Annotated in this window: 24 protein-coding genes; 9 read left to right on the top strand and 15 right to left on the bottom strand. The window is 72.7% G+C overall.

Going from position 1 to position 21,969, the window contains the following annotated elements; translation table 11 throughout:
- Positions 1-6: 6 nt before the first annotated feature.
- From ACIDOF_RS20245 to ACIDOF_RS20235, 3 genes are all read right to left on the bottom strand, one after another.
- Entirely contained in the window at positions 7-612 is a 606-nt protein-coding gene (locus tag ACIDOF_RS20245) for a hypothetical protein (RefSeq protein ID WP_409007351.1), read from the bottom strand.
- A gap of 82 nt (positions 613-694) precedes the next feature.
- Complete coding sequence (locus ACIDOF_RS20240; protein ID WP_409007350.1) at positions 695-1,615, bottom strand: alpha/beta hydrolase; 921 nt, start codon at positions 1,613-1,615, stop codon at positions 695-697.
- A complete protein-coding gene (locus tag ACIDOF_RS20235) occupies positions 1,612-2,376 on the bottom strand; it encodes a glucose 1-dehydrogenase (protein ID WP_409007349.1) in 765 nt (254 codons plus the stop codon). The genes ACIDOF_RS20240 and ACIDOF_RS20235 overlap by 4 nt, the downstream gene beginning before the upstream one ends.
- A gap of 188 nt (positions 2,377-2,564) precedes the next feature.
- Between ACIDOF_RS20235 and ACIDOF_RS20230 the strand changes: the two genes are divergently transcribed.
- Positions 2,565-3,302 carry a glucose 1-dehydrogenase gene (locus tag ACIDOF_RS20230; protein WP_409007348.1) on the top strand — a complete coding sequence of 246 codons (738 nt, stop codon included), beginning with the start codon at positions 2,565-2,567 and terminating at the stop codon, positions 3,300-3,302.
- 76 nt (positions 3,303-3,378) lie between these two features.
- On the opposite strand, the gene ACIDOF_RS20225 is transcribed toward ACIDOF_RS20230, so the two are convergent.
- The 8 genes from ACIDOF_RS20225 to ACIDOF_RS20190 all read right to left on the bottom strand — a co-directional run bounded on the left by ACIDOF_RS20225 (position 3,379) and on the right by ACIDOF_RS20190 (position 10,729).
- Positions 3,379-4,455, bottom strand: coding sequence for a 2Fe-2S iron-sulfur cluster-binding protein (locus ACIDOF_RS20225; protein WP_409007347.1), 1,077 nt, complete (start codon positions 4,453-4,455; stop codon positions 3,379-3,381).
- Positions 4,448-4,675, bottom strand: coding sequence for a hypothetical protein (locus tag ACIDOF_RS20220; protein ID WP_409007346.1), 228 nt, complete (start codon positions 4,673-4,675; stop codon positions 4,448-4,450). The genes ACIDOF_RS20225 and ACIDOF_RS20220 overlap by 8 nt, the downstream gene beginning before the upstream one ends.
- A 1-nt stretch (position 4,676) precedes the next feature.
- Positions 4,677-5,852: a Rieske 2Fe-2S domain-containing protein gene (locus ACIDOF_RS20215; RefSeq protein WP_409007345.1), complete on the bottom strand. Its 1,176-nt coding sequence runs from the start codon at positions 5,850-5,852 to the stop codon at positions 4,677-4,679.
- Between the two features lie 26 nt (positions 5,853-5,878).
- Positions 5,879-6,913 (bottom strand): 4-hydroxy-2-oxovalerate aldolase, encoded by a 1,035-nt coding sequence (dmpG, locus tag ACIDOF_RS20210; RefSeq protein ID WP_409007344.1) that lies wholly within the window; start codon positions 6,911-6,913, stop codon positions 5,879-5,881.
- Positions 6,910-7,818 carry an acetaldehyde dehydrogenase (acetylating) gene (locus ACIDOF_RS20205; protein WP_409007343.1) on the bottom strand — a complete coding sequence of 303 codons (909 nt, stop codon included), beginning with the start codon at positions 7,816-7,818 and terminating at the stop codon, positions 6,910-6,912. Before ACIDOF_RS20205 ends, dmpG begins: the two co-directional genes overlap by 4 nt.
- 8 nt (positions 7,819-7,826) lie before the next feature.
- Positions 7,827-8,609, bottom strand: coding sequence for a 2-keto-4-pentenoate hydratase (locus tag ACIDOF_RS20200; protein ID WP_409007342.1), 783 nt, complete (start codon positions 8,607-8,609; stop codon positions 7,827-7,829).
- Positions 8,610-8,948: 339 nt separating this feature from the next.
- A complete protein-coding gene (locus ACIDOF_RS20195) occupies positions 8,949-9,869 on the bottom strand; it encodes an SDR family oxidoreductase (protein ID WP_409007341.1) in 921 nt (306 codons plus the stop codon).
- An 83-nt stretch (positions 9,870-9,952) separates the two neighbouring features.
- Entirely contained in the window at positions 9,953-10,729 is a 777-nt protein-coding gene (locus ACIDOF_RS20190) for an SDR family oxidoreductase (protein WP_409007340.1), read from the bottom strand.
- Positions 10,730-10,807: 78 nt separating this feature from the next.
- On the opposite strand from ACIDOF_RS20190, the gene ACIDOF_RS20185 reads away from it, so the two are divergent.
- The 8 genes from ACIDOF_RS20185 to ACIDOF_RS20150 all read left to right on the top strand — a co-directional run bounded on the left by ACIDOF_RS20185 (position 10,808) and on the right by ACIDOF_RS20150 (position 18,089).
- Entirely contained in the window at positions 10,808-11,587 is a 780-nt protein-coding gene (locus tag ACIDOF_RS20185) for an enoyl-CoA hydratase family protein (protein WP_409007339.1), read from the top strand.
- Positions 11,584-12,453 (top strand): CoA transferase subunit A, encoded by an 870-nt coding sequence (locus tag ACIDOF_RS20180; protein WP_409007337.1) that lies wholly within the window; start codon positions 11,584-11,586, stop codon positions 12,451-12,453. Before ACIDOF_RS20185 ends, ACIDOF_RS20180 begins: the two co-directional genes overlap by 4 nt.
- The gene (locus ACIDOF_RS20175) at positions 12,450-13,220 is read left to right on the top strand and encodes a CoA-transferase subunit beta (RefSeq protein ID WP_409007336.1); all 771 of its coding nucleotides are present in this window, start codon (positions 12,450-12,452) and stop codon (positions 13,218-13,220) included. Before ACIDOF_RS20180 ends, ACIDOF_RS20175 begins: the two co-directional genes overlap by 4 nt.
- Positions 13,217-14,293: an NAD(P)H-dependent flavin oxidoreductase gene (locus ACIDOF_RS20170; RefSeq protein WP_409007335.1), complete on the top strand. Its 1,077-nt coding sequence runs from the start codon at positions 13,217-13,219 to the stop codon at positions 14,291-14,293. Before ACIDOF_RS20175 ends, ACIDOF_RS20170 begins: the two co-directional genes overlap by 4 nt.
- A 41-nt stretch (positions 14,294-14,334) precedes the next feature.
- A complete protein-coding gene (locus tag ACIDOF_RS20165) occupies positions 14,335-15,276 on the top strand; it encodes a tyrosine-protein phosphatase (protein ID WP_409007334.1) in 942 nt (313 codons plus the stop codon).
- 135 nt (positions 15,277-15,411) lie between these two features.
- Positions 15,412-15,786, top strand: coding sequence for an NIPSNAP family protein (locus ACIDOF_RS20160; RefSeq protein ID WP_409007333.1), 375 nt, complete (start codon positions 15,412-15,414; stop codon positions 15,784-15,786).
- A complete protein-coding gene (locus ACIDOF_RS20155; protein ID WP_409007332.1) occupies positions 15,783-16,445 on the top strand; it encodes a Dabb family protein in 663 nt (220 codons plus the stop codon). Before ACIDOF_RS20160 ends, ACIDOF_RS20155 begins: the two co-directional genes overlap by 4 nt.
- Before the next feature lie 321 nt (positions 16,446-16,766).
- Positions 16,767-18,089, top strand: coding sequence for an MFS transporter (locus ACIDOF_RS20150; protein ID WP_409007513.1), 1,323 nt, complete (start codon positions 16,767-16,769; stop codon positions 18,087-18,089).
- A 77-nt stretch (positions 18,090-18,166) separates the two neighbouring features.
- Here ACIDOF_RS20150 and ACIDOF_RS20145 read toward each other — a convergent pair whose 3' ends face one another.
- Genes ACIDOF_RS20145 through ACIDOF_RS20130 form a run of 4 tightly spaced genes read right to left on the bottom strand, consistent with a single transcriptional unit; the run spans position 18,167 to position 21,949 of the window.
- A complete protein-coding gene (locus tag ACIDOF_RS20145; protein WP_409007331.1) occupies positions 18,167-19,324 on the bottom strand; it encodes an acetyl-CoA C-acetyltransferase in 1,158 nt (385 codons plus the stop codon).
- Positions 19,325-19,364: 40 nt separating this feature from the next.
- Positions 19,365-19,952, bottom strand: coding sequence for a TetR/AcrR family transcriptional regulator (locus ACIDOF_RS20140; protein WP_409007512.1), 588 nt, complete (start codon positions 19,950-19,952; stop codon positions 19,365-19,367).
- 42 nt (positions 19,953-19,994) lie between these two features.
- Positions 19,995-20,783 carry an SDR family oxidoreductase gene (locus ACIDOF_RS20135; RefSeq protein ID WP_409007330.1) on the bottom strand — a complete coding sequence of 263 codons (789 nt, stop codon included), beginning with the start codon at positions 20,781-20,783 and terminating at the stop codon, positions 19,995-19,997.
- The gene (locus ACIDOF_RS20130; RefSeq protein ID WP_409007329.1) at positions 20,780-21,949 is read right to left on the bottom strand and encodes an acyl-CoA dehydrogenase family protein; all 1,170 of its coding nucleotides are present in this window, start codon (positions 21,947-21,949) and stop codon (positions 20,780-20,782) included. The genes ACIDOF_RS20135 and ACIDOF_RS20130 overlap by 4 nt, the downstream gene beginning before the upstream one ends.
- Positions 21,950-21,969 lie beyond the last annotated feature (20 nt).

Here is a 21,969-nt window from a genome sequence, read left to right as displayed (position 1 = left end):
GGCCTGTCAGAGGTCGCGCAGGAACAGCGTGCGGGCGTACGCGTCGAAGTCGGCGAGGTGCGCCCGCATGAACTGCGGGTCGTCGCCCACGACGTAGAACGCCACGTCGACGGCGGCCTGCGGGACGCGCCAGGCGTAGCGGACGGACATCACCTCGCCCGCCGACGCGTCCTGCCAGCGGTTGACGGCGCGCAGCCCGTCGCCGAGGAGCGCGCCGGTGAACGGCTCCGGGGCGAAGGGTTCGAGCAGTTGCCTGGAGTTGCCGCGGACGCTGTCGCGCAGCGTCTCGTCCCGGTCGCCCTCGCTGGCGAAGACGACGGAGAAGCCGGGCTGCAGCGGGCCGCCCGGGGTGGGCGAGAAGAGGTACGCGTAGTGCGCCGGGAACGCGGCGAACGCGGACGAGAACTCGACGAGCCGGTCCCGGAGTTGGCGGGAGCGGCGCCACTTGGGCTTCTCGCCGTGCATCAGCTGCATGGCCTCGGCGCACTGCGCGGCCCAGTCCTTGCGCCAGGATGCCTGCCGTTCCCCGAGGGGCATCGGGAACCAGGGCGCCTCCGTGTCGGAGTCGACCATGTAGCTGCGGTGCACCTCGATGTCACCTGCGCGCGTCATCCGCTCGTGCCCCTTCGTGTCGGGTTGCCGTCCGCCTGCGGGCTCCGGGCAGCCTATCGACGTGTGCAGGTCAATACGCAAATCAGTGCCCGGCCGACAGCCCCGCTCTGAGGGTGCGGAACGCCGTCTCGCGTGCCGCGGCAGCCTCGGTCAGGTGGTCCGGCGCCATGGTCAGGAAGCCGTGGAACAGGCCGTCGTACCGGTCGTGCCGCACCTCCACCCCGGCCGCCGTGAGGGCCGCCGCGTAGGCCTCGCCGTCGTCGCGCAGCGGGTCGAGGCCGGCGGTGACGATGTGCGCGGGCGGCAGTCCCGTCAGGTCGGCGCGGTGCAGGGGCGCCGCGTACGGGTCGGCCGCGTCCCGCTCGGAGGTCAGGTACTGCTGCCAGTACCAGCGCACGTGGTCGGCGGTGAGGAAGTGGCCCTGGGCGTTCTCGCGGTGCGAGGCGCCGGTGCGGGCCGGGTCGAGCATCGGGTAGTACAGCGCCTGGCAGACGAGGTCGGGGCCGCCGCGGTCCCGGGCGAGCAGGGTGAGGACGGCGGCGAGGTTGGCGCCCGCGCTGTCCCCGGCGACGGCGATGCGCCGCCCGGCGTGCGTCCTGGCCGCCCACAGCAGGGCCGTGTACGCGTCCTCGGGGGCGGCGGGGAAGGGGTGTTCGGGGGCGCGCCGGTAGTCGACGGAGACGACGACGGCCCCGGTGGCGCGGGTCAGGGCGCGGCAGAAGCCGTCGTGGCTGTCGAGGTCGCAGAGCACGAACCCGCCGCCGTGCAGGAAGAGGACGAGCGGGGCGTCGGCCGGCGCCCCGTCGTCGTAGACGCGTACGGGAACGCCGTCGGCGTCGGTGTCCGTGACGCGGTCGACGGGGAGCGGGTCGGCGGGCGGCCGGGGCCGGGCGGCGAAGAAGGTGCGGACGTCGGCGATGTCGGTCATGCCGGTGCCGAGCGGCGGGAAGTCGGCGGTGGCGAGGTCGATGAACGCCCGCACGTCGGGCGCCGGCCGGGTCATGCCTCGGCTCCGCGCTGCGGGAAGACCGGCATGCGGCCCACGGACGCGCCGCCGTCGACGGCGAGTTCGGCGCCGGACAGGTAGGAGGCCTCGTCGGATGCGAGGAACGCGACGACGCGGGCGATCTCCTGCGGGTCGGCGATGCGGCCGAGCGGTGCGGCCGGGTGCTCCTTGGTGCCGAGGTGGGCGGTCATCGCGGTGTCGACGGCGCCCGGGTGGACGGAGTTGACGCGGATGCCGTCGGCGCCGAGTTCGAGCGCGGCGGTCTTGGTGAGGCCGCGCAGCCCCCACTTCGCGGCCCCGTACGCGCCGTGCCCCCAGATGCCCTGGAGGCCGGCCTGCGAGGAGATGTTGACGACGGAGCCGCGGCCGCTCTCCCGCAGCGCCTTCGCGGCGGCGCGGATGCCGAGGAACGGGCCGAACAGGTCGACGCGGAACAGCGCCTCGAAGCGTGCGGGGTCCTCGTCGACGAGGGGTGAAGTGCTGTAGATCGCCGCGTTGTTGACGAGGATGTCGAGCCGTCCGAAGCCGTCGACGGCGGCGGCGACGGCCGCGTCCCACTGGGCCTCGTCGGTGACGTCGTGGCGGACGAACCGGGCGGCCGGGCCGATCGACGCGGCCGTCTCCCGCCCCTCGGTGTCGAGGACGTCGGTGAGGACGACCTGCGCCCCGCACTCGGCGAACAGGCGGGCCTCGGCCGCGCCCATGCCACGGGCCGCGCCGGTGATCAGGGCGACCTTTCCGGTGAGATCGACGGTCATGTCTGGGGTCCTCCTGGTCGGGGGTGGGTGGTGGGGCGCTCGGCGGCTCGGTGCGCGCGTCGAGCCTGCCCGTACGGGCCGCCGCGCGGCAGTTCGCTTTCCCGGTGAGTGGGAAGGGCCGCGAGCCATCCGCCTGCACCGCTGCGAACATCGCCGCGACCCACACCCATCGGTTTACGGAGGTCGGGATGAGCGGAAGGACGGACGGCAAGGTCGTCGTCGTGACGGGCGGCGCGCGCGGCCTGGGCGCGGCGCACGCGCGACGGCTGGCCGCGGAGGGCGCGAAGGTGGTGATCGGCGACGTCCTCGTCGAGCAGGGCGAGGAACTCGCGGCCGAACTCGGCGCGGACCGGGCTCTGTTCGTGGAGCTGGACGTGTCGTCGGAGGCGGCCTGGAAGGCGGCGGTGGCCCGGACGGAGGAGGTGTTCGGCCCGGTCACCGGCCTGGTGAACAACGCGGGTCTGGTGCACCGCTCCGCGATCGAGGACCTGAGCGTGGCCGACTTCCGGCGGGTGACGGACGTCAACGAGCTCGGGGTGTTCCTCGGCATGAAGGCCGTGCTGCCGTCGATGCGGGCGGCCGGCGGCGGCTCGATCGTCAACATCTCGTCGGTCTGCGGGATCGTCGCGTTCTCCCACATCCTCAGCTACACGGCCTCCAAGTGGGCGGTGCGCGGCATGACGAAGGCGGCGGCCGTCGAGTTCGCCCCGGACCGCATCCGGGTCAACTCGGTGCACCCCGGCATCGTCACGACCGACATGACGGCCGCCTCGGACCGCTCGCACGCGGCGGTCGAGCGCCAGGCCGTCCGGCGCGAGGCGCATCCCGACGAGGTGGCGAACATGGTGCTCTACCTCCTGTCGGACGAGTCGAGTTACTCGACCGGAGCGGAGTTCGTGGTCGACGGCGGCTACACGGCCCAGTGAACGGGGCCACGACATGAGGGAGTTGGGGCGGACCTGCAAACGGGCACGCCCCAACTCCCTTGCTCCGCACGGCACTTCATACGTACGTGACATCCACCCGGTCCGTGAGCGGTACGGCCTGGCAGGCCAGGACGTAGCCCTCGTCGAGGTCGCCCTCGTCCAGGACCTCGTTGCGCAGCAGCTTGACTTCGCCGCTCACCACCCGGCACGTACAGGCCGCGCAGGCGCCTTCCCGGCACGAGTACGGGGCGTCCACCCCGGCGGCGAGCAGGACGTCGAGGAGCGGGGTGCGGGACGGCCAGTCGACGGTGTGCGTCTCGCCGTCGAGCTCGACGTGGGCGGTGCGGACCTCGGCGGCCGGGTCGGCGACGACCGGGGCGGGTGCGGGGGTGTCGAAGACGTCGCCGCCGAGCGAGAAGAACCGTTCCCGGCGGACCCGGTTCGCGGGGGTGCCGACGGTGCGCAGGGCCTGTTCGGCGGCGTCCATCAGCGGGGCGGGCCCGCAGAGGAAGGCGTCCCGGCCCGTGTACGGGGCGAGGGCGGCGGTCAGCCGACCGGTGTCGGGCAGGCCGAGGAGGGTCTCCAGCCAGTGGAACACCACGAGCCGCTCCGGGTACTGCTCGGTCAGGCCCCACAGTTCGTCCCGGAACACCACGGACGCGTCGTCGCGGTTGGCGTACAGGAGCGCCACCCGGCCCCGCCCCCTCGACAGGGTCGACTTGGCGATCGACAGGACCGGGGTGATGCCGCTGCCGCCCGCGACGAGCAGCAGGTCCTCGTCGAGGGAGTCCGGGGTGAACGTGCCCGCGGGGGCGAGGACTTCGATCTCGTCCCCGGCGGACACCCGGTCGCAGACCCAGTTGGAGCACCGGCCGCCCGCGACCCGCTTCACGGTGACCTTCAGCGGCTCGCCGGTGTGCGGAGAGCTGGACAGCGAGTAGCAGCGGGCGGCGGGGCGGCCGTCGGCGCCGGGCAGCCGGAGGGTGAGGAACTGGCCGGGCCGGTAGGCGAAGCGGTGCGCGTCCTCCGGCGCCGGTTCGAGGACCAGGGAGTGCGTGTCCGCGGTCTCGACGACGACTTCGGCGACGCGCACGCGCAGCCGGTGCGCAGGCGCGGCGGGCTCGGGTTCGTTCGCGCGCTCGGGTTCAGGCATCGAGCACCGCCAACTCCCCTGCCGCGACGGCCTGTTCGATGCTCGCCCGCAGCGGGCCGCAGGTCCGGACGAGGGCGCTGCTCGCGCCGTCGGCGACCTGGGCGCGGATCTCCGCGCAGGCGACGGCGGCGTCCGTGGTCCACTGCACGGAGGTGTGGGCCAGGCTGAACTTCTCGCACAGGACCTGGTTTCCGCAGGTCAGGCACTCCACGGGCTGCATGTCAGGCTCCGGAGTCCGTCGGTGCGCCGGTCGCCGACCGCCGGGCCTCGCGCAGGGCGAGGTTCGCGGCGACCTCGGCGCGCCACGCCTTGTTGGCCCGCTCGGTGTCGACCTCGAACTCGAAGCGCCGGGTCATCTCGTCCTTCACGTCGGCGGCGTCCACATAGAACTGCTCGTACCAGCGCCGGAGTTGGTAGACCGGGCCGTCCTCCTCGGTGAGGAGCGGGTTGTCGATGCGGGTCTTGTTCCTCCAGATCTCGACGTCCTGCTCGAAGCCGACGGCCACGCCCTCCGCGGTGAGGCGCGCGGTGTCCGCGGCCTGCTCGTCGGTCATGCCGGGCAGCTTCTTGACGATGGCCCCGTACTGGAGGAGGAAGCTGTTCTCGTCGATCGGGTAGTGGCAGTTGATGAGCACGACCTCCATCTCCAGGCCGCCGCCGACGTCGCTGTACAGGTAGTCGATCATGTACGAGGGCCCGTGGTACGAGGCGTCCGAGCGCAGGTTGCCCGCGCTGAGGGTGCCGAGGTCCAGGTCGGGGCGGGGGCTCGACTCCATGTACTGGTTGGCGACGTGCCCCTCGAAGACGTTCTTGAAGTACTCGGGGAACGAGTAGTGCACGTAGAAGAAGTGCGCCATGTCCACCACGTTGTCGACGATCTCCCGGCAGTTGGAGCCCTCGACGCGGAGCGTCTTCCACGTCCAGTCGCTCCACTGGTCGGCCTCCGCGCCGTGCACGCCGGGGATCTCCGGGATGGTGACCTCGGGCGGCGGCGGGTTGCCCTCGGGGTCGTGCCAGACGAAGAGCTGCCGGTTGCGCTCCAGGGTCAGCCAGGCGCGGGTCCGGGCGCGGGGCGGGATGCGGCGGGCGTACGGGATGCCGGCGCAGCGGCCGTCGCCGGACCAGCGCCAGTCGTGGAACGGGCAGGCCACGGCGTCGCCCTTGACGGTGCCGTGGGCGAGGTTGCCGCCCATGTGCGGGCAGTACGCGTTCAGGACGTGCAGCTCGCCGTCGTCCTGCCCCTGGAAGACGACGAGTTTCGTGCCGAACGCCTCGATCTCGTGCGGCTCGCCGTCCTTGAAGTCCTCGGCGAGGCCGAGGCAGTGCCAGCCGCGGGCGAAGCGCGTCGGCGGCTTGCCCGCGTCGATGACCCGGACCTCTTCGTTGAGAGCAGTCATCTCGTCCTCCGGTTTCGGCTGGTGGCTCAGTTCTGTGCGGCGAGTTCGACGGCGATGTCGATGAGCTGGTCTTCCTGGCCGCCGACGAGGCGCCGCTGGCCCGCGGCGAGGAGGATCTCGGCGCCGGAGACGCCGTAGCGCTCGGCCTGCCGGTAGGCGTGCTTGAGAAAGCTGGAGTAGACCCCGGCGTGCCCCATCAGGAGCGCGAGTCGGTCGAGCCGGCACTCCGCGTCCATGACGGGCCGGACCACGTCCTCGGCCGCGTCGATGATCTTCAGTACGTCGATGCCGGTACGGATGCCCATCTTGGCGCAGACCGCGACGAGCGCCTCGACAGCGGTGTTGCCCGCGCCCGCGCCGAGGCGGCGGGTCGAACCGTCGATCTGCACGGCGCCCGCGCGGATCGCGGCGACGGAGTTGCCGACGCCCAGGGCGAGGTTCTCGTGGCCGTGGAAGCCGATCTGCACGTCGTCGCCCAGCTCGGCCTTGAGCGCGGCGACGCGGTCGGTGACGTCGTCCATGACCATCGCGCCGGCCGAGTCGACGACGTACACGCACTGGCAGCCCGCGTCGGCCATGATGCGGCCCTGCTCGGCGAGCTTCTCCGGGGTCGTGGAGTGGGCCATCATCAGGAAGCCGACGGTCTCCAGGCCCATCTCCCGTGCCAGGCCGAAGTGTTGGACGGCGACGTCGGCCTCGGTGCAGTGCGTGGCGATCCGGCAGACGCTCGCGCCGTTCGCGTGCGCGGCGCGGATGTCGTCCTTCACGCCGAGGCCGGGCAGCATCAGGAAGGCGATCCTCGCCTGCCGTGCCGTGTCCACGGCGATCCTGATGAGTTCCTGCTCGGGCGTCTTCGAGAAGCCGTAGTTGAACGACGAGCCGCCGAGGCCGTCGCCGTGCGTCACCTCGATCACCGGCACACCGGCGTCGTCGAGTGCGGCGACGACGTTGCGTACGTCCTCGCCGGTGAACTGGTGCCGCTTGGCGTGCGAGCCGTCGCGGAGGGAGGAGTCGGTGACACGGATGTCCAGAGTCGCCGAGTGGCCGGATTGGGTGCTCATGCCTGCATGCCCTTCGCGAACTCCTCGCCGACCTTGGTGGCGGCGGCCGTCATGATGTCCAAGTTGCCTGCGTACGGCGGCAGATAGTCGCCCGCGCCCGCCACCTCCAGGAAGAGGGCGACGCGCGCCATCCCGCCGTTCTCGGGCCGCGGGTCGTCGAACTGCGGCTCGCTGCGCAGCCGGTAGCCGGGTACGTACGCGGCGACCTGCTCGGCGACCTCCTTCACGGACTGCGTGATCGCCTCCCGGTCGGCGTCCTCGGGGATCGCGCAGAAGACCGTGTCGCGCATGATGACGGGAGGTTCGGCCGGGTTGAGGATGATGATGGCCTTGCCGCGCGCGGCGCCGCCGATGGTCTCGATGCCGCACGAGGTGGTGCCGGTGAACTCGTCGATGTTGGCGCGGGTTCCGGGCCCGGCGGAGACGGACGCGACCGAGGCGACGATCTCCGCGTACGCGACGGGCACGACGCGGGAGACCGCGTACACCATGGGGATGGTGGCCTGGCCGCCGCAGGTGATCATGTTGACGTTGGGGGCGTCCAGGTGCTCGCGCAGGTTGGCGGGCGGGACGACGGCCGGGCCGACGGCGGCGGGGGTCAAGTCGACGGCCTTGATGCCGAGTTCGGCGTAGCGCGGGGCGTTGGCGCGGTGCACGTACGCGGAGGTCGCCTCGAAGACGAGGTCGGGCAGCTCGTCCTGGGCGAGCAGCCAGTCGACGCCTTCGTGGCTGGCTTCGAGTCCGGCGGCGCGGGCCCGGGCGAGGCCCTCGCTGTCCGGGTCGACGCCGATCATCCAGCGGGGTTCGACGAGGTCGGAGCGCTGCAGTTTGTACAGCAGGTCGGTGCCGATGTTGCCGGAGCCGACGATGGCGGCTGAGGCCTTCTTCGTACTGCGGGGGGTCATGCATCACCTCAGATGAACGAGACGGAGACCGGGCCGAGCCCGGAGAAGTCGGCGGTGCAGGTCTGTCCGGCGGCCACGTCCACGGCCCGGGTGCAGGAGCCGGGCAGCACCAGGTGCCCCTTCTTCAGGGGCACCCCGAAGCGGGCCACGGTGCGGGCGAGCCAGGCGACGGAGGTGGCCGGGTCGCCGAGCACGGCGTCGCTGCGGCCCTCGGCGAGGAGTGCGCCGTCGCTGGTGAGACGGGCGTCGATCGCCTTCAGGTCGAGCTCGCGGGGATCGCGGCCCTCGCCGATGACGTAGCCGGCGGAGGAGGCGTTGTCCGCGATGGTGTCGGCGATGGTGATGCGCCAGTCGCGGATCCGGCTGTCGATCAACTCCAGTGCAGGGACGACGCGTTCGGTCGCCGCGAGCACGTCGGCCTCGGTGCAGCCCTCGCCGGGCAGGTCGTCGCCGAGCACGAAGCCGACTTCCACCTCGACGCGCGGGAAGCAGTACGCGCCGATGGCCACCGGGTGGTCCTGGGCCAACTCCATGTCGGCGAGGAGGTGCCCGTAGTCGGGCTCGTCCACGCCCATCATCCGCTGCATGACCGGCGACGACAGGCCCACCTTGTGCCCCCGCACCTCGGCGCCCGCGTCGACCCTGCGCCGGATGTTGATCAGCTGGATCTCGTACGCGTCCTCGGCGTCGATCTCCGGGTACGTCTCGACGAGGGGCGCGACGGGAGCACGGTGCTGTTCCGCGGAACGCAGGATCTCGGCGGCGTGGCGCCTCTGGGAGTCGGTAAGCAAGGCGAGTCCTCTGCGGTGAGTCGGGGTGCAGGGGACGTTAGGGGCCGGGTCGAGGTCGGGGGGAGGCCGATTTCCCGCTCACTGGGAAAGGGAGGGGCGTTGTTCGGTGCGGAGTCCGGGTGCGGGTCGGACGTGGCTCGCTCTTGCGCAGTTCCCCGCGCCCCTATCAGGGCACGTTCGTTGCGGTGCCGGTGCGCTGCCCCTGTTGCGGTGCGTCGTGGTTGCTCGCGCAGTTCCCCGCGCCCCTATCGGGGCACGTTCGTTGCGGTGCCGGTGCGCTGCCCCCGTTGCAGCGCGTCGTGGTTGCCCGCGCAGTTCCCCGCGCCCCTATCGGGGCACCTACTTCGCCCCGTACACCCCCTCCGGCGCCCGGGACTCCGCGAGCAGCTTGAGGGCCGTCTCCCCCGCCTCGCTCGGCGTCCAGCGGGCGCCCTTGTCCGCCGTCGGGCCCGGGTGCCAGCCCTGCATGACGGTGATGCGGCCCGCCTCCGCCTCGAAGACACGGCCCGTCACCCCGGCGGAGGCCGACGAGCCGAGCCAGACGACGAGCGGCGACACGTTCTCGGGCGCCATCGCGTCGAACGCGTCCCCCTCGGGGGCGGCCATCGCGTCGGCGAACGTCTGCTCCGTCATCCGCGTCCGCGCCGCCGGCGCGATCGCGTTCACCTGCACCCCGTACCGCCCCATCTCCGCCGCCGCGACCAGCGTCAGCCCGAGGATGCCCGCCTTCGCCGCCGAGTAGTTGCCCTGCCCGACGCTGCCCGACAGCCCTGCTCCGGAGCTGGTGTTGACGACCCGCGCCTCGGGCGTACGGCCCGCCTTGGCCTCGGCGCGCCAGTGCGCGGCGGCGTGCTTGAGGGGCAGGAAGTGCCCCTTGAGGTGGACCCGCATCACGGCGTCCCAGTCCTCCTCGTCGAGGTTGACCAGCATCCGGTCGCGCAGGAACCCCGCGTTGTTGACCAGGGTGTCGAGCCGCCCGTACGTGTCCAGGGCGGTGGCGACGAGTGAGGCCGCGCCGTCGGACGTGGCGATGTCCCCACCGTGCGCGACCGCCTCACCGCCCGACTCGCGGATCTCGGCGACGACCTGCTCGGCGGGCCCGGTGGCCGTACCGCTGCCGTCGAGGGCGGCGCCGATATCGTTCACGACGACCTTCGCCCCCTCGGCGGCGAGCGCGAGGGCGTGCGCCCGCCCGAGCCCGCGCCCCGCCCCCGTGACGACGGCGACGCGCCCGGCGCAGATTCCGGTGGTGTCGGTCATGCTGTTCCTCCCGGTGCAGAACTCCGGCACGAGCTCAACTCCCGCGCCGGTACGGTCATTCGGCGACGCTGATCGCCGTACGGTCACTTGTTGACGTTCGCCGCGTCCAGGAACGCCGGCCGTTCCCCGCCCCCGTGCACGTGCAGGCTCGCCCCGCTGATGTACGCGGCCCGGTCGGAGGCGAGGAAGACGCAGGCGTCGCCCACGTCGGCGGGTTCGGCGAGGCGGCCGAGCGGCACCGTGCGGCCGACGGCGGCGACCCCGTCCTCGTCCCCGTAGTGCAGGTGGGACAGCTCGGTGCGGACCGGGCCGAGCACGAGCGTGTTGACCCGCACCTCGGGCGCCCACTCCACGGCCATGGAGGACGCGAGGTTGGCGAGGCCCGCCTTGGCCGCCCCGTAGGCCGCCGTGCCCGGCGAGGGCCGGGTGCCGCTGACGCTGCCGACCATCACGACCGAGCCGCCGCCCTCCTGCCCGCGCATCACCTCGTACGCGGCGAGCGACGCGGTGAGCGGGGCGAGCAGGTTCAACTCGACGACCCTGGCGTGCCTTTGAGGTCCGCCCTCGCCGAGCATCCGGAAGGGCGCGCCGCCCGCGTTGTTGATGAGGGTGTCCACCCGCCCGTACTCCTCCCGGACCCGGGTGAAGAAGGCGGTGACGGCGTCCGCGTCGCGGAGGTCGACGGCGTGGAACGCGGCGGTGCGGCCGGCCGCCTCGACCGGCCGGTCCGGTGGGCGGCGGGCGCAGGTCACGACGTCCGCGCCCGCTTCGAGGAGGGCGCGGGTGATGCCCGCGCCGACGCCCCGGGTGCCGCCGGTGACGACGGCGACCGTTCCGGACAGATCGATGATCGCTGGCAAAGGACACCTCCCGCAGCGGGCGAACCGCTGCTATCTTCCGCCTAACAAACGTTTGGTGGAAAGGTAGCTGATCTGCTCATGGGTGTCTCCACCTCCGCCCCGGAAGAGGGCGTCGCGGTCGTCACCGTGGACTTCCCGCCCGTCAACGCCCTTCCCGTGCAGGGCTGGTACGACCTGGCGGCGGCCGTGCGCGCCGCGGGGGCCGACCCGAAGGTGCGCTGCGTGGTGCTCACCGCCGCGGGGCGGGGGTTCAACGCGGGCGTCGACATCAAGGAGGTCCAGCGCACGCAGGGGCACGACGCGCTGATCGGCGCCAACCGCGGCTGCTACGAGGCGTTCGCGGCGGTGTACGACTGCGAGGTGCCGGTCGTCGCGGCGGTGCACGGCTTCTGCCTGGGCGGCGGGATCGGGCTCGTCGGCAACGCGGACGCGATCGTCGCGAGCGAGGACGCCACGTTCGGGCTGCCCGAGCTGGACCGGGGCGCGCTCGGCGCCGCCACGCACCTCGCGCGCCTGGTGCCGCAGCACCTGATGCGCGCCCTGTACTACACCTCGCGTACGGCGACGGCGGCGGAGCTGCACCGGCACGGCTCGGTGTGGGCGGTCGTGCCGAGAGAGCAACTCCTCGGCTCTGCCCTGGAGTTGGCGCGGGAGATCGCCGCGAAGGACGGGTATCTGATCCGGCTCGCGAAGGCCGCGATCAACGGCATCGACCCCGTCGACGTACGGCGCAGCTACCGCTTCGAGCAGGGCTTCACCTTCGAGGCCAACCTCAGCGGCGTCGCCGACCGGGTGCGCGGCACCTTCGGCGGGTCCGGCACGCGGAACGCAGGCACCGGAAAGGAGCACCGGTCATGAGCAGCGACAAGACGATGACCGCCGAGGAGGTGGTGGGGCGGCTGCGGAGCGGCATGACGATCGGCATCGGCGGCTGGGGCTCCCGGCGCAAGCCGATGGCCCTGGTGAGAGCACTGCTCCGATCCGAGATCACCGATCTCACCGTCGTCTCCTACGGCGGCCCCGACCTCGGTCTGCTCGCCGCTGCGGGCAAGGTCCGCAAGGTCGTCGCGGCCTTCGCGACCCTCGACTCGGTGCCGCTCGAACCGCACTTCGGGGCGGCCCGGCAGCGCGCCGAGTTCCAGCTGACGGAGCTGGACGAGGCCATGTTCATGTGGGGCCTGACCGCGGCCGCGCACCGGTTGCCGTTCATGCCGATCAGGGCGGGCCTCGGCTCGGACGTGATGACGGTCAACCCCGCTCTGCGCACGGTGACTTCGCCCTACGACGACGGGGAGGAGCTGGTCGCCGCGCCCGCGCTGCGGCTCGACGCGGCGCTCGTCCACCTGAACCGCGCGGACGTGCACGGCAACGGCCAGTATCTGGGCCCCGACCCGTACTTCGACGACCTGTTCTGCGAAGCCGCGGACGCCGCGTACGTGTCGTGCGAGCGGATCGTGGACAGCGCGGACCTGCTGAAGGACGCGGGGCCGCAGACGCTGCTCGTGAAGCGGGCGTTCGTGACCGGGGTCGTGGAGACGCCGCACGGCGCGCACTTCACGTCCTGCGCGCCCGACTACGACCGCGACGAGGCGTTCCAGCGCGCCTACGCGAAGGCGGCCCGCGACCCGGAGGCGTGGCGGGCGTTCGCCGAGCGGTTCCTGTCGGGCGACGAGGACGGCTACCAGGCCGCGGTGGCGGCGTTCCACGAGGAGGCACAGGGATGACCACGGCGACCGGCACAGCGACCCGGGCCGAGATCTGCGTGGTGGCCTGCGCGGAGGCCTGGCGCGGCGCGGGCGAGGTGCTCGCCTCCCCGATGGGCACGGTTCCGACGATCGGGGCGCGGCTCGCCAAGCTCACCTTCTCCCCCGACCTGCTGCTCACCGACGGCGAGGCGCTGCTGATCGGCGACGTGCCGGCGGTCGGCGGCAGGGCGGAGGTCGTCGAGGGCTGGCTGCCGTACCGGCAGCATCTGGCGCTTGTGGCGAGCGGGCGGCGGCACGTGATGATGGGCGCGTCGCAGCTCGACCGGCACGGCAACCAGAACATCTCGTGCATCGGCGACTGGGCCCGCCCGAAGCGACAGCTGCTCGGCGTGCGCGGCGCACCCGTCAACACCCTGAACAATCCGACGAGTTACTGGGTTCCGAAGCACTCGACGCGGGTGTTCGTGGAGCGCGTCGACATGGTGTCCGGCGTCGGCTACGACCGGGCCGCCGCGGCCGGGCCGTCCGCGAGCCGCTACCACCGCATCCCCGAAGTCGTCACCGATCTGGGCGTGTTCGACTTCGAGACCCCCGAGCGGACGATGCGGCTGCGCTCCCTGCACCCCGGCGTCACCGTCGAGCAGGTCCGCGAGGCCACCGGATTCGACCTCGTCGTACCGGACGAGGTGCCGTACACCCGCGCGCCCGAGGCGGAGGAGTTGCGGCTGATCCGCGAGGTGATCGACCCGAAGGGGCTGCGGGAGCGCGAGGTGCCGTCGGCATGAGCGACCTCACCCTGCCGACGCGGCTGACCGAACTCGTCGGCGTACGGCATCCGATCGTGCAGACCGGCATGGGCTGGGTGGCCGGGCCGCGCCTGGTGTCCGCGTCGGCCGACGCGGGGGCGCTCGGCATTCTCGCCTCGGCGACGATGACGGTCGATCAACTCCGGTCCGCCGTAAGGGAGGTGAAGTCCCGTACGGACGCGCCGTTCGGGGTGAATCTGCGGGCGGACGCGGGTGACGCGGCCGAGCGGGTGCGGGTGATCGTGGACGAGGGCGTGAAGGTGGCGTCGTTCGCGCTCGCCCCGTCGCGCGAGCTGATCGCCCGGCTGAAGGACGCCGGGGTCGTCGTCATCCCGTCGGTCGGCGCGCGGCGGCACGCGGAGAAGGTCGCCGCGTGGGGCGCGGACGCGGTGGTCGTGCAGGGCGGCGAGGGCGGCGGACACACCGGGGACGTGGCGACGAGCGTGCTGTTGCCGCAGGTCGTGGACGCCGTCGACATCCCGGTGATCGCGGCGGGCGGCTTCCACGACGGGCGCGGACTCGTCGCCGCCCTGGCGTACGGGGCGGCCGGCGTCGCCATGGGCACCCGGTTCCTGCTCACCTCGGACTCGACCGTCCCGGACGCCGTCAAGGCCCGCTATCTCGCGGCGACCGTCAAGGACGTCACGCTCACCACGCAGGTCGACGGCCTGCCGCACCGGATGCTGCGCACCGAACTCGTCGACGAACTGGAACGCGCCGGGCGGGTCACGTCACTGTGGCGCGCGGCCCGGCACGCCTCCGCGTTCCGGCGCGAGAGCGGTCTGAGCTGGCCTCAACTCGTGCGCGACGGAATGGCGATGAAGCACGGCAAGGACCTGACCTGGAGTCAGATCCTGCTCTCCGCCAACACCCCCATGCTCCTGAAGGCCTCCATGGTCGAGGGCCGCACCGACCTCGGCGTGATGGCCGCGGGCCAGGTCGCGGGCCTCATCGACGACCTGCCGTCGTGCGCGGAGCTCGTCGACCGCGTCATGGCCGAGGCGGAGGCGACCCTGCGCGCCCTGCGCGCCCTGCCGACGCCGACGTCCTGACTCACCCTCACCTTCCCTTTCACGCCCAGGAGTTGATCTCCATGCGTACGCGTACCACCAGAATCCGTCGTACGACGGCCGGGCTCGCCTCGGTCGCGCTGCTCGGCGCGCTCACCTCCTGCGCCGCGGTCGGATCCCCGGCCCGCGCCGCCGCCCCGGCCGAGGGCGTGTCCCACCGCACCGACACGCCGACCGGCGGGCACATTCCGCTGACGGGCGCCGTCAACGTCCGCGACCTCGGCGGCCAACCCACCGTCGACGGCGAGCGGGTGCGCGCCGGCCGGGTGTTCCGCGCCGACTCCCTCGGCAAACTGACCGACGCGGACGTGGGGAGGATCGGCGAGCTGGGTTTGCGTACGGTCGTCGACTACCGCGTGCCGTTCGAGGTGCAGCGCGACGGCGCCGACCGACTGCCGCAGGGCCTGGCGGTGACGTCCCGGCCGGTGAACGACCTCGGCCTGTACGCGAAGACCATGGAGGCCATCGGCTCCAAGGACCCGGTCGAGCAGCAGGAGATGCTGGGCGACGGCAAGGCCGAGGAGCTGATGCGGAGCATCTACCGCACGTTCGTCACCGACCCGGACAACCGCCGCCAGTTCGGGGCGACGCTCCGCGACCTCGCCGACCGGCAGCGGACCCCGCTCCTCGTCCACTGCACCTCGGGCAAGGACCGTACGGGCTGGACGAGTTACCTGCTGCTGCGGGCCGTCGGCGTGTCCTCGGGCACGGCCGAGAAGGACTATCTGCTCTCCAACGAGCTGCGCGCGGAGTCCGACCGGAAGACCCGCGAGGCCCTGAAGCAGGCCGGCTACATGGAGAACCCGGACCTGCTGATCCCGCTGCAGGAGGTGCGCGAGGACTACCTGGAGTCGGCGCTCGACGCCGCCGAGGAGGAGTACGGCAGCCTTGCGGGCTACGTCACCGAGGGACTCGGGCTCGACCGGACGACGCTGGTCAAGCTCCGGGCGAAGCTGGTCGATTGAGCGACGGAAGCGGGCGGGGCGTGGGGCGCTGCACGCACATTTCCGGCGAGGAGTACGCCTCCGGTGGCCGGGGCCTGTGACCGGAACGCGCCGACGGATCGACATTTACCGCACCGACGTACGGGAGAAGCAGTCATGAGCACCGAGCCCACCGGCGAGGGACAGGTCAAGGAGCAGGGCGGGGTCGACGTGCTCGATCTCGTCGTGCTCGCCGCCGCCGACGTCGATCCGTGGCTGGCGAGCTGGCGCAGCGACTACCTGCCCGCAGCCCGCGAACGTGGCCTCGCGGTGCGGAAGATGTGGCGCAGCTGGGCCGGACCGGACACGGTCGCCGTGCGGGTCCTGTGGTCGCTGCGGGACACCCGGGCCTTCTACGCGTCCCGGTCCGCCGCCAACCGCGACCCGCGCGTCGCCGCCTTCTGGGCCCGCACCGACGCGCTCGCCGTCGCCCGCGACCGGCAGGTGCTCCAGCCGCTGCCCGGGGCCGAGTCGGCGGAGGTGCTCGCATGACCCGCTGGGTCGCCCTGGTCCCGGCCGAGGGGTGCGAGGCGTACGGCAGGGCGAAGGGGGCGGTCGAGGGTGTGCTCGCGTCCGGGGCCGCGCCCGATCTGCCCGGGAGTTTCGGGGGCCCCGGCGCGACCTGGGACCTGACGTCCGAGCGCCCGCCCGCCGAGATCGCCGCCGCCCTCGGACTGCCGGCCCCGCTCGACACCCTCGCCCTCACGCCCGTACGCGCCCGTGCCGTGCCGTGGTCGGGGCCGCGCGTGAAGCGGACGCTGCTGCTCGCGGTGAAGCCCGACGCCCCGGCCGGGCTCGTCGCGCGCCTGGAGGCGGACCTGCTGGCCATGCCGGACCACATCGCCGCGATCCGCTCGTGGGCGCTCAGCCGCGTGGACCGGACGCGCACGCCGGGGCGCTGGACGCACGTGTGGGAGCAGGAGTTCGCCGACGTGGCGGGGCTGACCGGGGAGTATCTCGGGCATGCCTTCCACTGGACGTGCGTCGACCGCTGGTTCGACGGCGAGGTGCCGGGCGGCGGGGTCGTGGAGCCGCTGGTGGCTCATCTGTTCCGGTGGAGCGGGGAGCCGGTCCTGGTCGACAGCGGCGTCGAGGTCGACGGCGGCGTCTATGTCGACGGGGCCCGGTCGCGCACCAGGGACAGCGGGTAGCATCGGCGGCATGTCTGCTTCTTCGAGTGCGGCCGCCTGCGCCGCGGTGACGAGGACGCTCCGCTAGCGGCGGGGCGTACGGCTCACTTCTGTTCTCCTCTGTCGACCGTCCCTCTTCGGTCGACCGCCCCGCCGCTCCGTGAGTCCTACCGGAGCGGCACGTTCGTGCTGCTCGGACCGTCTTCGGAAGCCCGCAGGAGCGCCGCGCAGGCACTCCTGCGGACTTCCGCCGAGCAAACGGAGCACTCGGTGTTCTCAAGGCTTCTCTCCGCGCGCGGGGCGCAGGCGTCCCCGCTGCGCGCGTGGCTCGTGCTGTGCTGCATGGCCATGCTGCAGTTCTTCATCGCGGTCGACGTGACCGTGGTCAACGTCGCCCTGCCGTCGGTCGGTTCGGACTTCGAGGTCGGCGGTCACACCCTGACCTGGGTCGTCGTCGGGTACACGATCACCGGCGGGGGGCTGCTGATGCTCGGCGGCCGGCTCGGCGACGTGTTCGGCAGGCGGCGCGTCCTGCTGCTCGGCACGTCGCTGTTCGGCGCCGCGTCCCTCGCGGCCGGGCTCGCGCCGAGCTTCGGCGTGCTGGTCCTGGCGCGGCTGTTGCAGGGCGCGGGTGAGGCGGTCGCGCTGCCCGCGGCGATGGCCGTGATCGTGCTGCTGTTCCCCGAAGGGCCCCGCAGGTCAAGGGCGTTGAGCGTATGGGCGGCCGTGGCGAGCTGCGGTCTGGTCCTCGGGTTCGTGGTCTCCGGGGTCGTGACGGAGCTGCTCGGCTGGCGCTGGATCTTCCTGGTGTCCGTGCCGTTCATCCTGCTCGTGGTCGTCGCGACGGCCCTGCTCGTGCCGGGCGACCGGCCCGACGGGCGGACCCCGCTCGACGTGCCCGGCGCGCTGCTGCTCGTCGCCGCGCCGCTGCTGTTCACGCTCGGCGTGGTCGAGGCCGGTGCGGCGGACGGCGGCACGGTGCCGTGGCCGGCCGTGGCGGCGCTCGCGGGTTCGGCGGTCGCCGGGGCGCTGTTCGTGCGGGTCGAGCGGCGGGCGCGGGTCCCGCTCGTACCGCCGCGGTTCTTCCGCAACCGGCCGCGCGTCCTCGCCAACCTGGCGACGGCGCTGCTGAGCGCGGCGCTCTCCACCTCGTTCCTGCTGTTCTCGTACTACCTGCAGAACCGGGCGGGGGCCGGGCCGCTGCGGGCCGGGCTGACGACGCTGCCGCTCGCGGTGTCCCTGATCGCGGCCTCGGTGCTCGTGCCCCGGCTGCTCGGCCGGTGGGGTGCGCGGGCCTGCGTGCTCGCGGGGGTCGGCTGCACCGCGCTCGCCATGGCGGCGATCGCGCTGGTCGCGCTGCTCGGGGCGGCCGGCCCGGCGCTGGTCCCGGCGATGGTGCTGGTCGCGGCCGGGATGGGCTTCGGGATCGTCGGACTGCAGTACGTGGCCGTGTCCGGCGTGACCGAGGAGGACGCGGGCATCGCCTCCGGCGTGCAGCGGGCCGCCGACCAGCTGGGCGGGTCGGCGGGCGTGACGCTGTACGTCGGCATCGGGTTCGCCCCGGCCCTGGGCGGTGTCGACCCGTATCTCGCGAGCGGGTGCCTGGCGCTGGTCGGGCTGGCCGCGGCGGGGCTCGTCGCACGGCGGATCTCCCTGCCCGCGTGACCCGCTGGTGGGCCCGCGTGACCGGCTCGTGGGTGCTGCGCCCGTACGTGGTGCGGGCGCAGCACTCGTACGCGTCCTCAGAGCCGTTCGATGATCGTCACGTTGGCCTGGCCGCCGCCCTCGCACATCGTCTGCAGTCCGAACCGGCCGCCGGTGCGCTCCAGTTCGTGCAGGAGCGTCGTCATCAGCTTGGTGCCGGTCGCGCCGAGGGGGTGGCCGAGGGCGATGGCGCCGCCGTTGACGTTGACCTTCTCCGGGTCGGCGCCGGTCTCCTTCAGCCAGGCGAGGACGACGGACGCGAACGCCTCGTTGATCTCCACCAGGTCGATGTCGTCCAGCGACATCCCGGCCTTCTTCAGGGCGTACGCGGTCGCCGGGATGGGCGCCGACAGCATCCGGATCGGGTCCTCCCCGCGCACCGACAGGTGGTGCACGCGGGCGCGCGGGGTGAGCCCGTGCTCCCGTACGGCGCGTTCGCTCGCCAGGAGCATCGCGGAGGCGCCGTCGGAGACCTGGGAGGAGACGGCGGCGGTCAACCGGCCGCCCTCGACGAGGGGTTGGAGCCCGGCCATCTTCTCCAGGCTGGTGTCGCGCCGGGGCCCCTCGTCGCGGGTGACGGTCCCGTACGCGACGGTCTCGCGGTCGAAGCGGCCCTCGTCGACGGCGCGGATCGCGCGCTGGTGGGAGCGGAGCGCGAACTCCTCCATGTCGCGGCGGGAGATGTTCCACTTCTCGGCGATGAGTTCGGCGCCGTGGAACTGGTTGACGGGCCGGTCCCCGTACCGGGCCCGCCAGCCCTCGCCCGCGTACGGGCTCGGTTCGGGCAGGCCGAGGGGGTCGACGGCCTGGCGGCTGGCGAACGCGATCGGCACCTGCGACATGTTCTGCACGCCGCCCGCGACGACCAGGTCGCTCGTGCCGGACAGCACGGCCTGGGCGGCGAAGTGCACGGCCTGCTGGGACGAGCCGCACTGCCGGTCCACGGTCACGCCGGGCACTTCCTCGGGGAGTCCGGCCGCCAGCCACGCGGTGCGGGCGATGTCGCCGGCCTGCGGTCCGACCGTGTCGAGGCAGCCGAAGACGACGTCCTCGACGGCCGCGGGGTCGACGCCCGAGCGTTCCACGAGCGCCTTCAGGACGTGCGCGCCCAGATCGGCGGGGTGGACGGCGGCGAGCCCGCCGTTCCGCCGGCCGACCGGCGTGCGCAGCGCCTCGACTATGTAGGCCTCGGCCATGGTCAACTCCCTGAGTCCTGTTCGTAGGTGTGGTGTGCCGCTATGCGCGCAGGGCGATGCCCTCCAGGACCATCGACAGGTACTGGCGGGCGATCTCCTCCGGGCTGTGCTGCCCGCCCGGCCGGTACCAGGACGCGGCGACCCAGACGGTGTCGCGGACGAAGCGGTACGTGAGCCGGACGTCGAGGTCGGCGCGGAACACCCCGGCGGCGACGCCGCGCTCCAGGGTGCCGAGCCAGGCCTTCTCGTACTTCTGCTGCGACTCGGCGAGGTAGCCGAAGCGCGGCTGTGCCTGGAGGTGCTTGGACTCCTTCTGGTAGATGGCGACGGCGGCGCGGTGCCGGTCGATCTCCCGGAAGGACTCGGTGACGAGCGCCTCGATGGTCTCCCTGGGCCCGAGCCCGGCCTCGAGCACGGCGTCGTACCGGGCCCACAGCTCGTCCAGGAAGGTGGAGAGGATCTCGTCGAGCATCGACTCCTTGGAGTCGAAGTGGTAGTAGAGGCTGCCGGCCAGCATCCCGGCGGCGTCGGCGATCTTGCGGACGGTGGTGGCGTTGTAGCCCTGGGCGGCGAACACCTCGGCGGCGGTGGCGAGGAGTTCTTCGCGCCGCTCGGGCGAGGCGGTCATCGCGTTCTTCTTGCTGCTTTTCGACACGAGGTCATTGTCGCCTCACGCGTGCTGGCTGCTGACCGACAGGACCTCGCCGGTGAGGTACGAGGAGTAGCCGCTCGCGAGGAACACGATGACGTTGGCGACCTCCCAGGGCTCCGCGTACCGCCCGAACGCCTCCCGCGAGGTGAGCTCGTCGAGGAGTTCCGGGGTGGTGACCTTCACCAGGTGCGGGTGCATGGCGAGGCTCGGCGACACGGCGTTGACGCGGACGTCGAACTCGGCGGCCTCCAGGGCCGCGCACCGGGTCAGCGCCATCACCCCGGCCTTGGCCGCGGCGTAGTGCGCCTGTCCCTTCTGGGCGCGCCAGCCGACGACGGACGCGTTGTTGACGACGACGCCGCCCTCGCCCGCGGCCTTCATGCGGCGCAGCGCGGCGCGGGTGCAGCGCATGGTGCCGCCCAGGGTGACGTCGAGGACCTTGTCCCACTGCTCGTCGGTCATGTCGACGAGGTCCGAAGTGCCGCCGAGACCGGCGTTGTTGACGACGATGTCGAGCCGCCCGTGGCGTGCGACCGCGAGGTCGAGGAGTGCGCCGACCTGTGTCTCGTCGGTGACGTCGCAGGGCAGTGCGGCGACCCGGTCGGCCCCGAACTCGGCGGCCAGTTCGGCTGCGGACTCCTTGAGCCGGCGGGTGTGCGCGTCGGAGATCACGACGTGCGCGCCCTCCTCCAGGAGCCGCCGCGCGGTCGCGCCGCCGATGCCCGCCCCGGCGGCGGCGGTGACGACGGCGCCGCGCCCGTCGAGCAGGCCGTGGCCGGGTACGTACGGGGGCGGGGCCGTGGTCATCCGCGTACCTCCTTGGGGAGGCCGAGCACGCGCTCGGCGATGATGTTCCGCTGGATCTCGTTCGACCCGGCGTAGAGGGTGTCGGAGCGGGAGAACAGGTAGAGCCGCTGCCAGTCGGTGAGGTCGTACGGCTCGCCCGCGGCGAGGAGTCCGTCGGCGCCGCACACGTCCATGGCGAGTTCGCCGAGCTCGCGGTGCCAGGTCGCCCAGTAGATCTTGCCGATGGACGCCTCGGGGCCGGGTGCTCCGGCGGCGACGCCGTCGAGCATGCGCAGGGCGTTGCCGCGGATGATCTCCAGGCCGGTCCAGGCGCGGGCGATGCGGTCCCGGATCAGCGGGTCGGCGGCCGCGCCGTTGCGCTTGGCGAGGGCGATGATGGCCTCCAACTCACGTCGGAATCCGACCTGTTGGCCGAGCGTGGACACGCCGCGCTCGAAGCCGAGGGTGGCCATGGCGACCTTCCAGCCGTCGCCGGGTGCGCCGACGATGTGCGCGGCATCCGTGCGGGCCCCGTCGAAGAACACCTCGTTGAACTCGGAGGTGCCGGTGAGCTGGGTGATCGGCCGGATGTCGACGCCGGGCCGGTCGAGCGGCACGAGGAGGTACGAGAGGCCCTGGTGCCGGGTCGAGCCGGGTTCGGTGCGGGCGACGACGAAGCACCAGTCGGACTCGTGGGCGAGCGAGGTCCAGATCTTCTGCCCGTCGATCACCCAGGCGCCGTCGCGGAGTTCGGCGCGGGTGCGGACGTTCGCGAGGTCCGAGCCGGCGTCGGGCTCGCTGTAGCCCTGGCACCAGAGTTCGTCCACGGCGACGATCCGCGGCAGGAAACGCTCGCGCTGTTCGGGGGTGCCGAAGGCGATGAGGGTGGGGCCGAGGAGCTGCTCCCCGATGTGGTTGACACGGGCGGGGGCGTCCGCGAGGGCGTACTCCTCGTGGAACGCGACCTGCTGCTCCAGGGTGGCGCCGCGCCCGCCGTGCTCCTCGGGCCAGCCGACGCAGGTCCAGCCGTGGGCCGCCAAGTGCCGTTCCCAGGCGAGGCGTTCGGCGAATGCCTCGTGCTCGCGGCCGGGGCCGCCGCGTCCGCGCAGGGCGGCGAACTCGCCGGTGAGGTGGGCGCGCAGCCAGCTGCGGACCTCGGTGCGGAACTCCTCGACGCTGCTGCTCACGGGCGGCTCCGAATGGCTCT

This window comes from Streptomyces sp. Da 82-17, assembly GCF_046098215.1.
Classification (GTDB): domain Bacteria; phylum Actinomycetota; class Actinomycetes; order Streptomycetales; family Streptomycetaceae; genus Streptomyces.
Note: the sequence above shows the minus strand (reverse complement) of the source record. Positions and strands in the feature narration are given on the sequence as shown.

What these genes read in the sequence shown, in the direction of transcription:
- ACIDOF_RS20245 (WP_409007351.1), bottom strand. Translation starts at nt 612, where the DNA reads ATGACGCGCGCAGGTGACATCGAGGTGCACCGCAGCTACATGGTCGAC.
- ACIDOF_RS20240 (WP_409007350.1), bottom strand. Translation starts at nt 1,615, where the DNA reads ATGACCCGGCCGGCGCCCGACGTGCGGGCGTTCATCGACCTCGCCACC.
- ACIDOF_RS20235 (WP_409007349.1), bottom strand. Translation starts at nt 2,376, where the DNA reads ATGACCGTCGATCTCACCGGAAAGGTCGCCCTGATCACCGGCGCGGCC.
- ACIDOF_RS20230 (WP_409007348.1), top strand. Translation starts at nt 2,565, where the DNA reads ATGAGCGGAAGGACGGACGGCAAGGTCGTCGTCGTGACGGGCGGCGCG.
- ACIDOF_RS20225 (WP_409007347.1), bottom strand. Translation starts at nt 4,455, where the DNA reads ATGCCTGAACCCGAGCGCGCGAACGAACCCGAGCCCGCCGCGCCTGCG.
- ACIDOF_RS20220 (WP_409007346.1), bottom strand. Translation starts at nt 4,675, where the DNA reads ATGCAGCCCGTGGAGTGCCTGACCTGCGGAAACCAGGTCCTGTGCGAG.
- ACIDOF_RS20215 (WP_409007345.1), bottom strand. Translation starts at nt 5,852, where the DNA reads ATGACTGCTCTCAACGAAGAGGTCCGGGTCATCGACGCGGGCAAGCCG.
- dmpG (WP_409007344.1), bottom strand. Translation starts at nt 6,913, where the DNA reads ATGAGCACCCAATCCGGCCACTCGGCGACTCTGGACATCCGTGTCACC.
- ACIDOF_RS20205 (WP_409007343.1), bottom strand. Translation starts at nt 7,818, where the DNA reads ATGACCCCCCGCAGTACGAAGAAGGCCTCAGCCGCCATCGTCGGCTCC.
- ACIDOF_RS20195 (WP_409007341.1), bottom strand. Translation starts at nt 9,869, where the DNA reads ATGACCGACACCACCGGAATCTGCGCCGGGCGCGTCGCCGTCGTCACG.
- ACIDOF_RS20185 (WP_409007339.1), top strand. Translation starts at nt 10,808, where the DNA reads ATGGGTGTCTCCACCTCCGCCCCGGAAGAGGGCGTCGCGGTCGTCACC.
- ACIDOF_RS20180 (WP_409007337.1), top strand. Translation starts at nt 11,584, where the DNA reads ATGAGCAGCGACAAGACGATGACCGCCGAGGAGGTGGTGGGGCGGCTG.
- ACIDOF_RS20175 (WP_409007336.1), top strand. Translation starts at nt 12,450, where the DNA reads ATGACCACGGCGACCGGCACAGCGACCCGGGCCGAGATCTGCGTGGTG.
- ACIDOF_RS20170 (WP_409007335.1), top strand. Translation starts at nt 13,217, where the DNA reads ATGAGCGACCTCACCCTGCCGACGCGGCTGACCGAACTCGTCGGCGTA.
- ACIDOF_RS20165 (WP_409007334.1), top strand. Translation starts at nt 14,335, where the DNA reads ATGCGTACGCGTACCACCAGAATCCGTCGTACGACGGCCGGGCTCGCC.
- ACIDOF_RS20160 (WP_409007333.1), top strand. Translation starts at nt 15,412, where the DNA reads ATGAGCACCGAGCCCACCGGCGAGGGACAGGTCAAGGAGCAGGGCGGG.
- ACIDOF_RS20155 (WP_409007332.1), top strand. Translation starts at nt 15,783, where the DNA reads ATGACCCGCTGGGTCGCCCTGGTCCCGGCCGAGGGGTGCGAGGCGTAC.
- ACIDOF_RS20150 (WP_409007513.1), top strand. Translation starts at nt 16,767, where the DNA reads ATGGCCATGCTGCAGTTCTTCATCGCGGTCGACGTGACCGTGGTCAAC.
- ACIDOF_RS20145 (WP_409007331.1), bottom strand. Translation starts at nt 19,324, where the DNA reads ATGGCCGAGGCCTACATAGTCGAGGCGCTGCGCACGCCGGTCGGCCGG.
- ACIDOF_RS20140 (WP_409007512.1), bottom strand. Translation starts at nt 19,952, where the DNA reads ATGACCGCCTCGCCCGAGCGGCGCGAAGAACTCCTCGCCACCGCCGCC.
- ACIDOF_RS20135 (WP_409007330.1), bottom strand. Translation starts at nt 20,783, where the DNA reads ATGACCACGGCCCCGCCCCCGTACGTACCCGGCCACGGCCTGCTCGAC.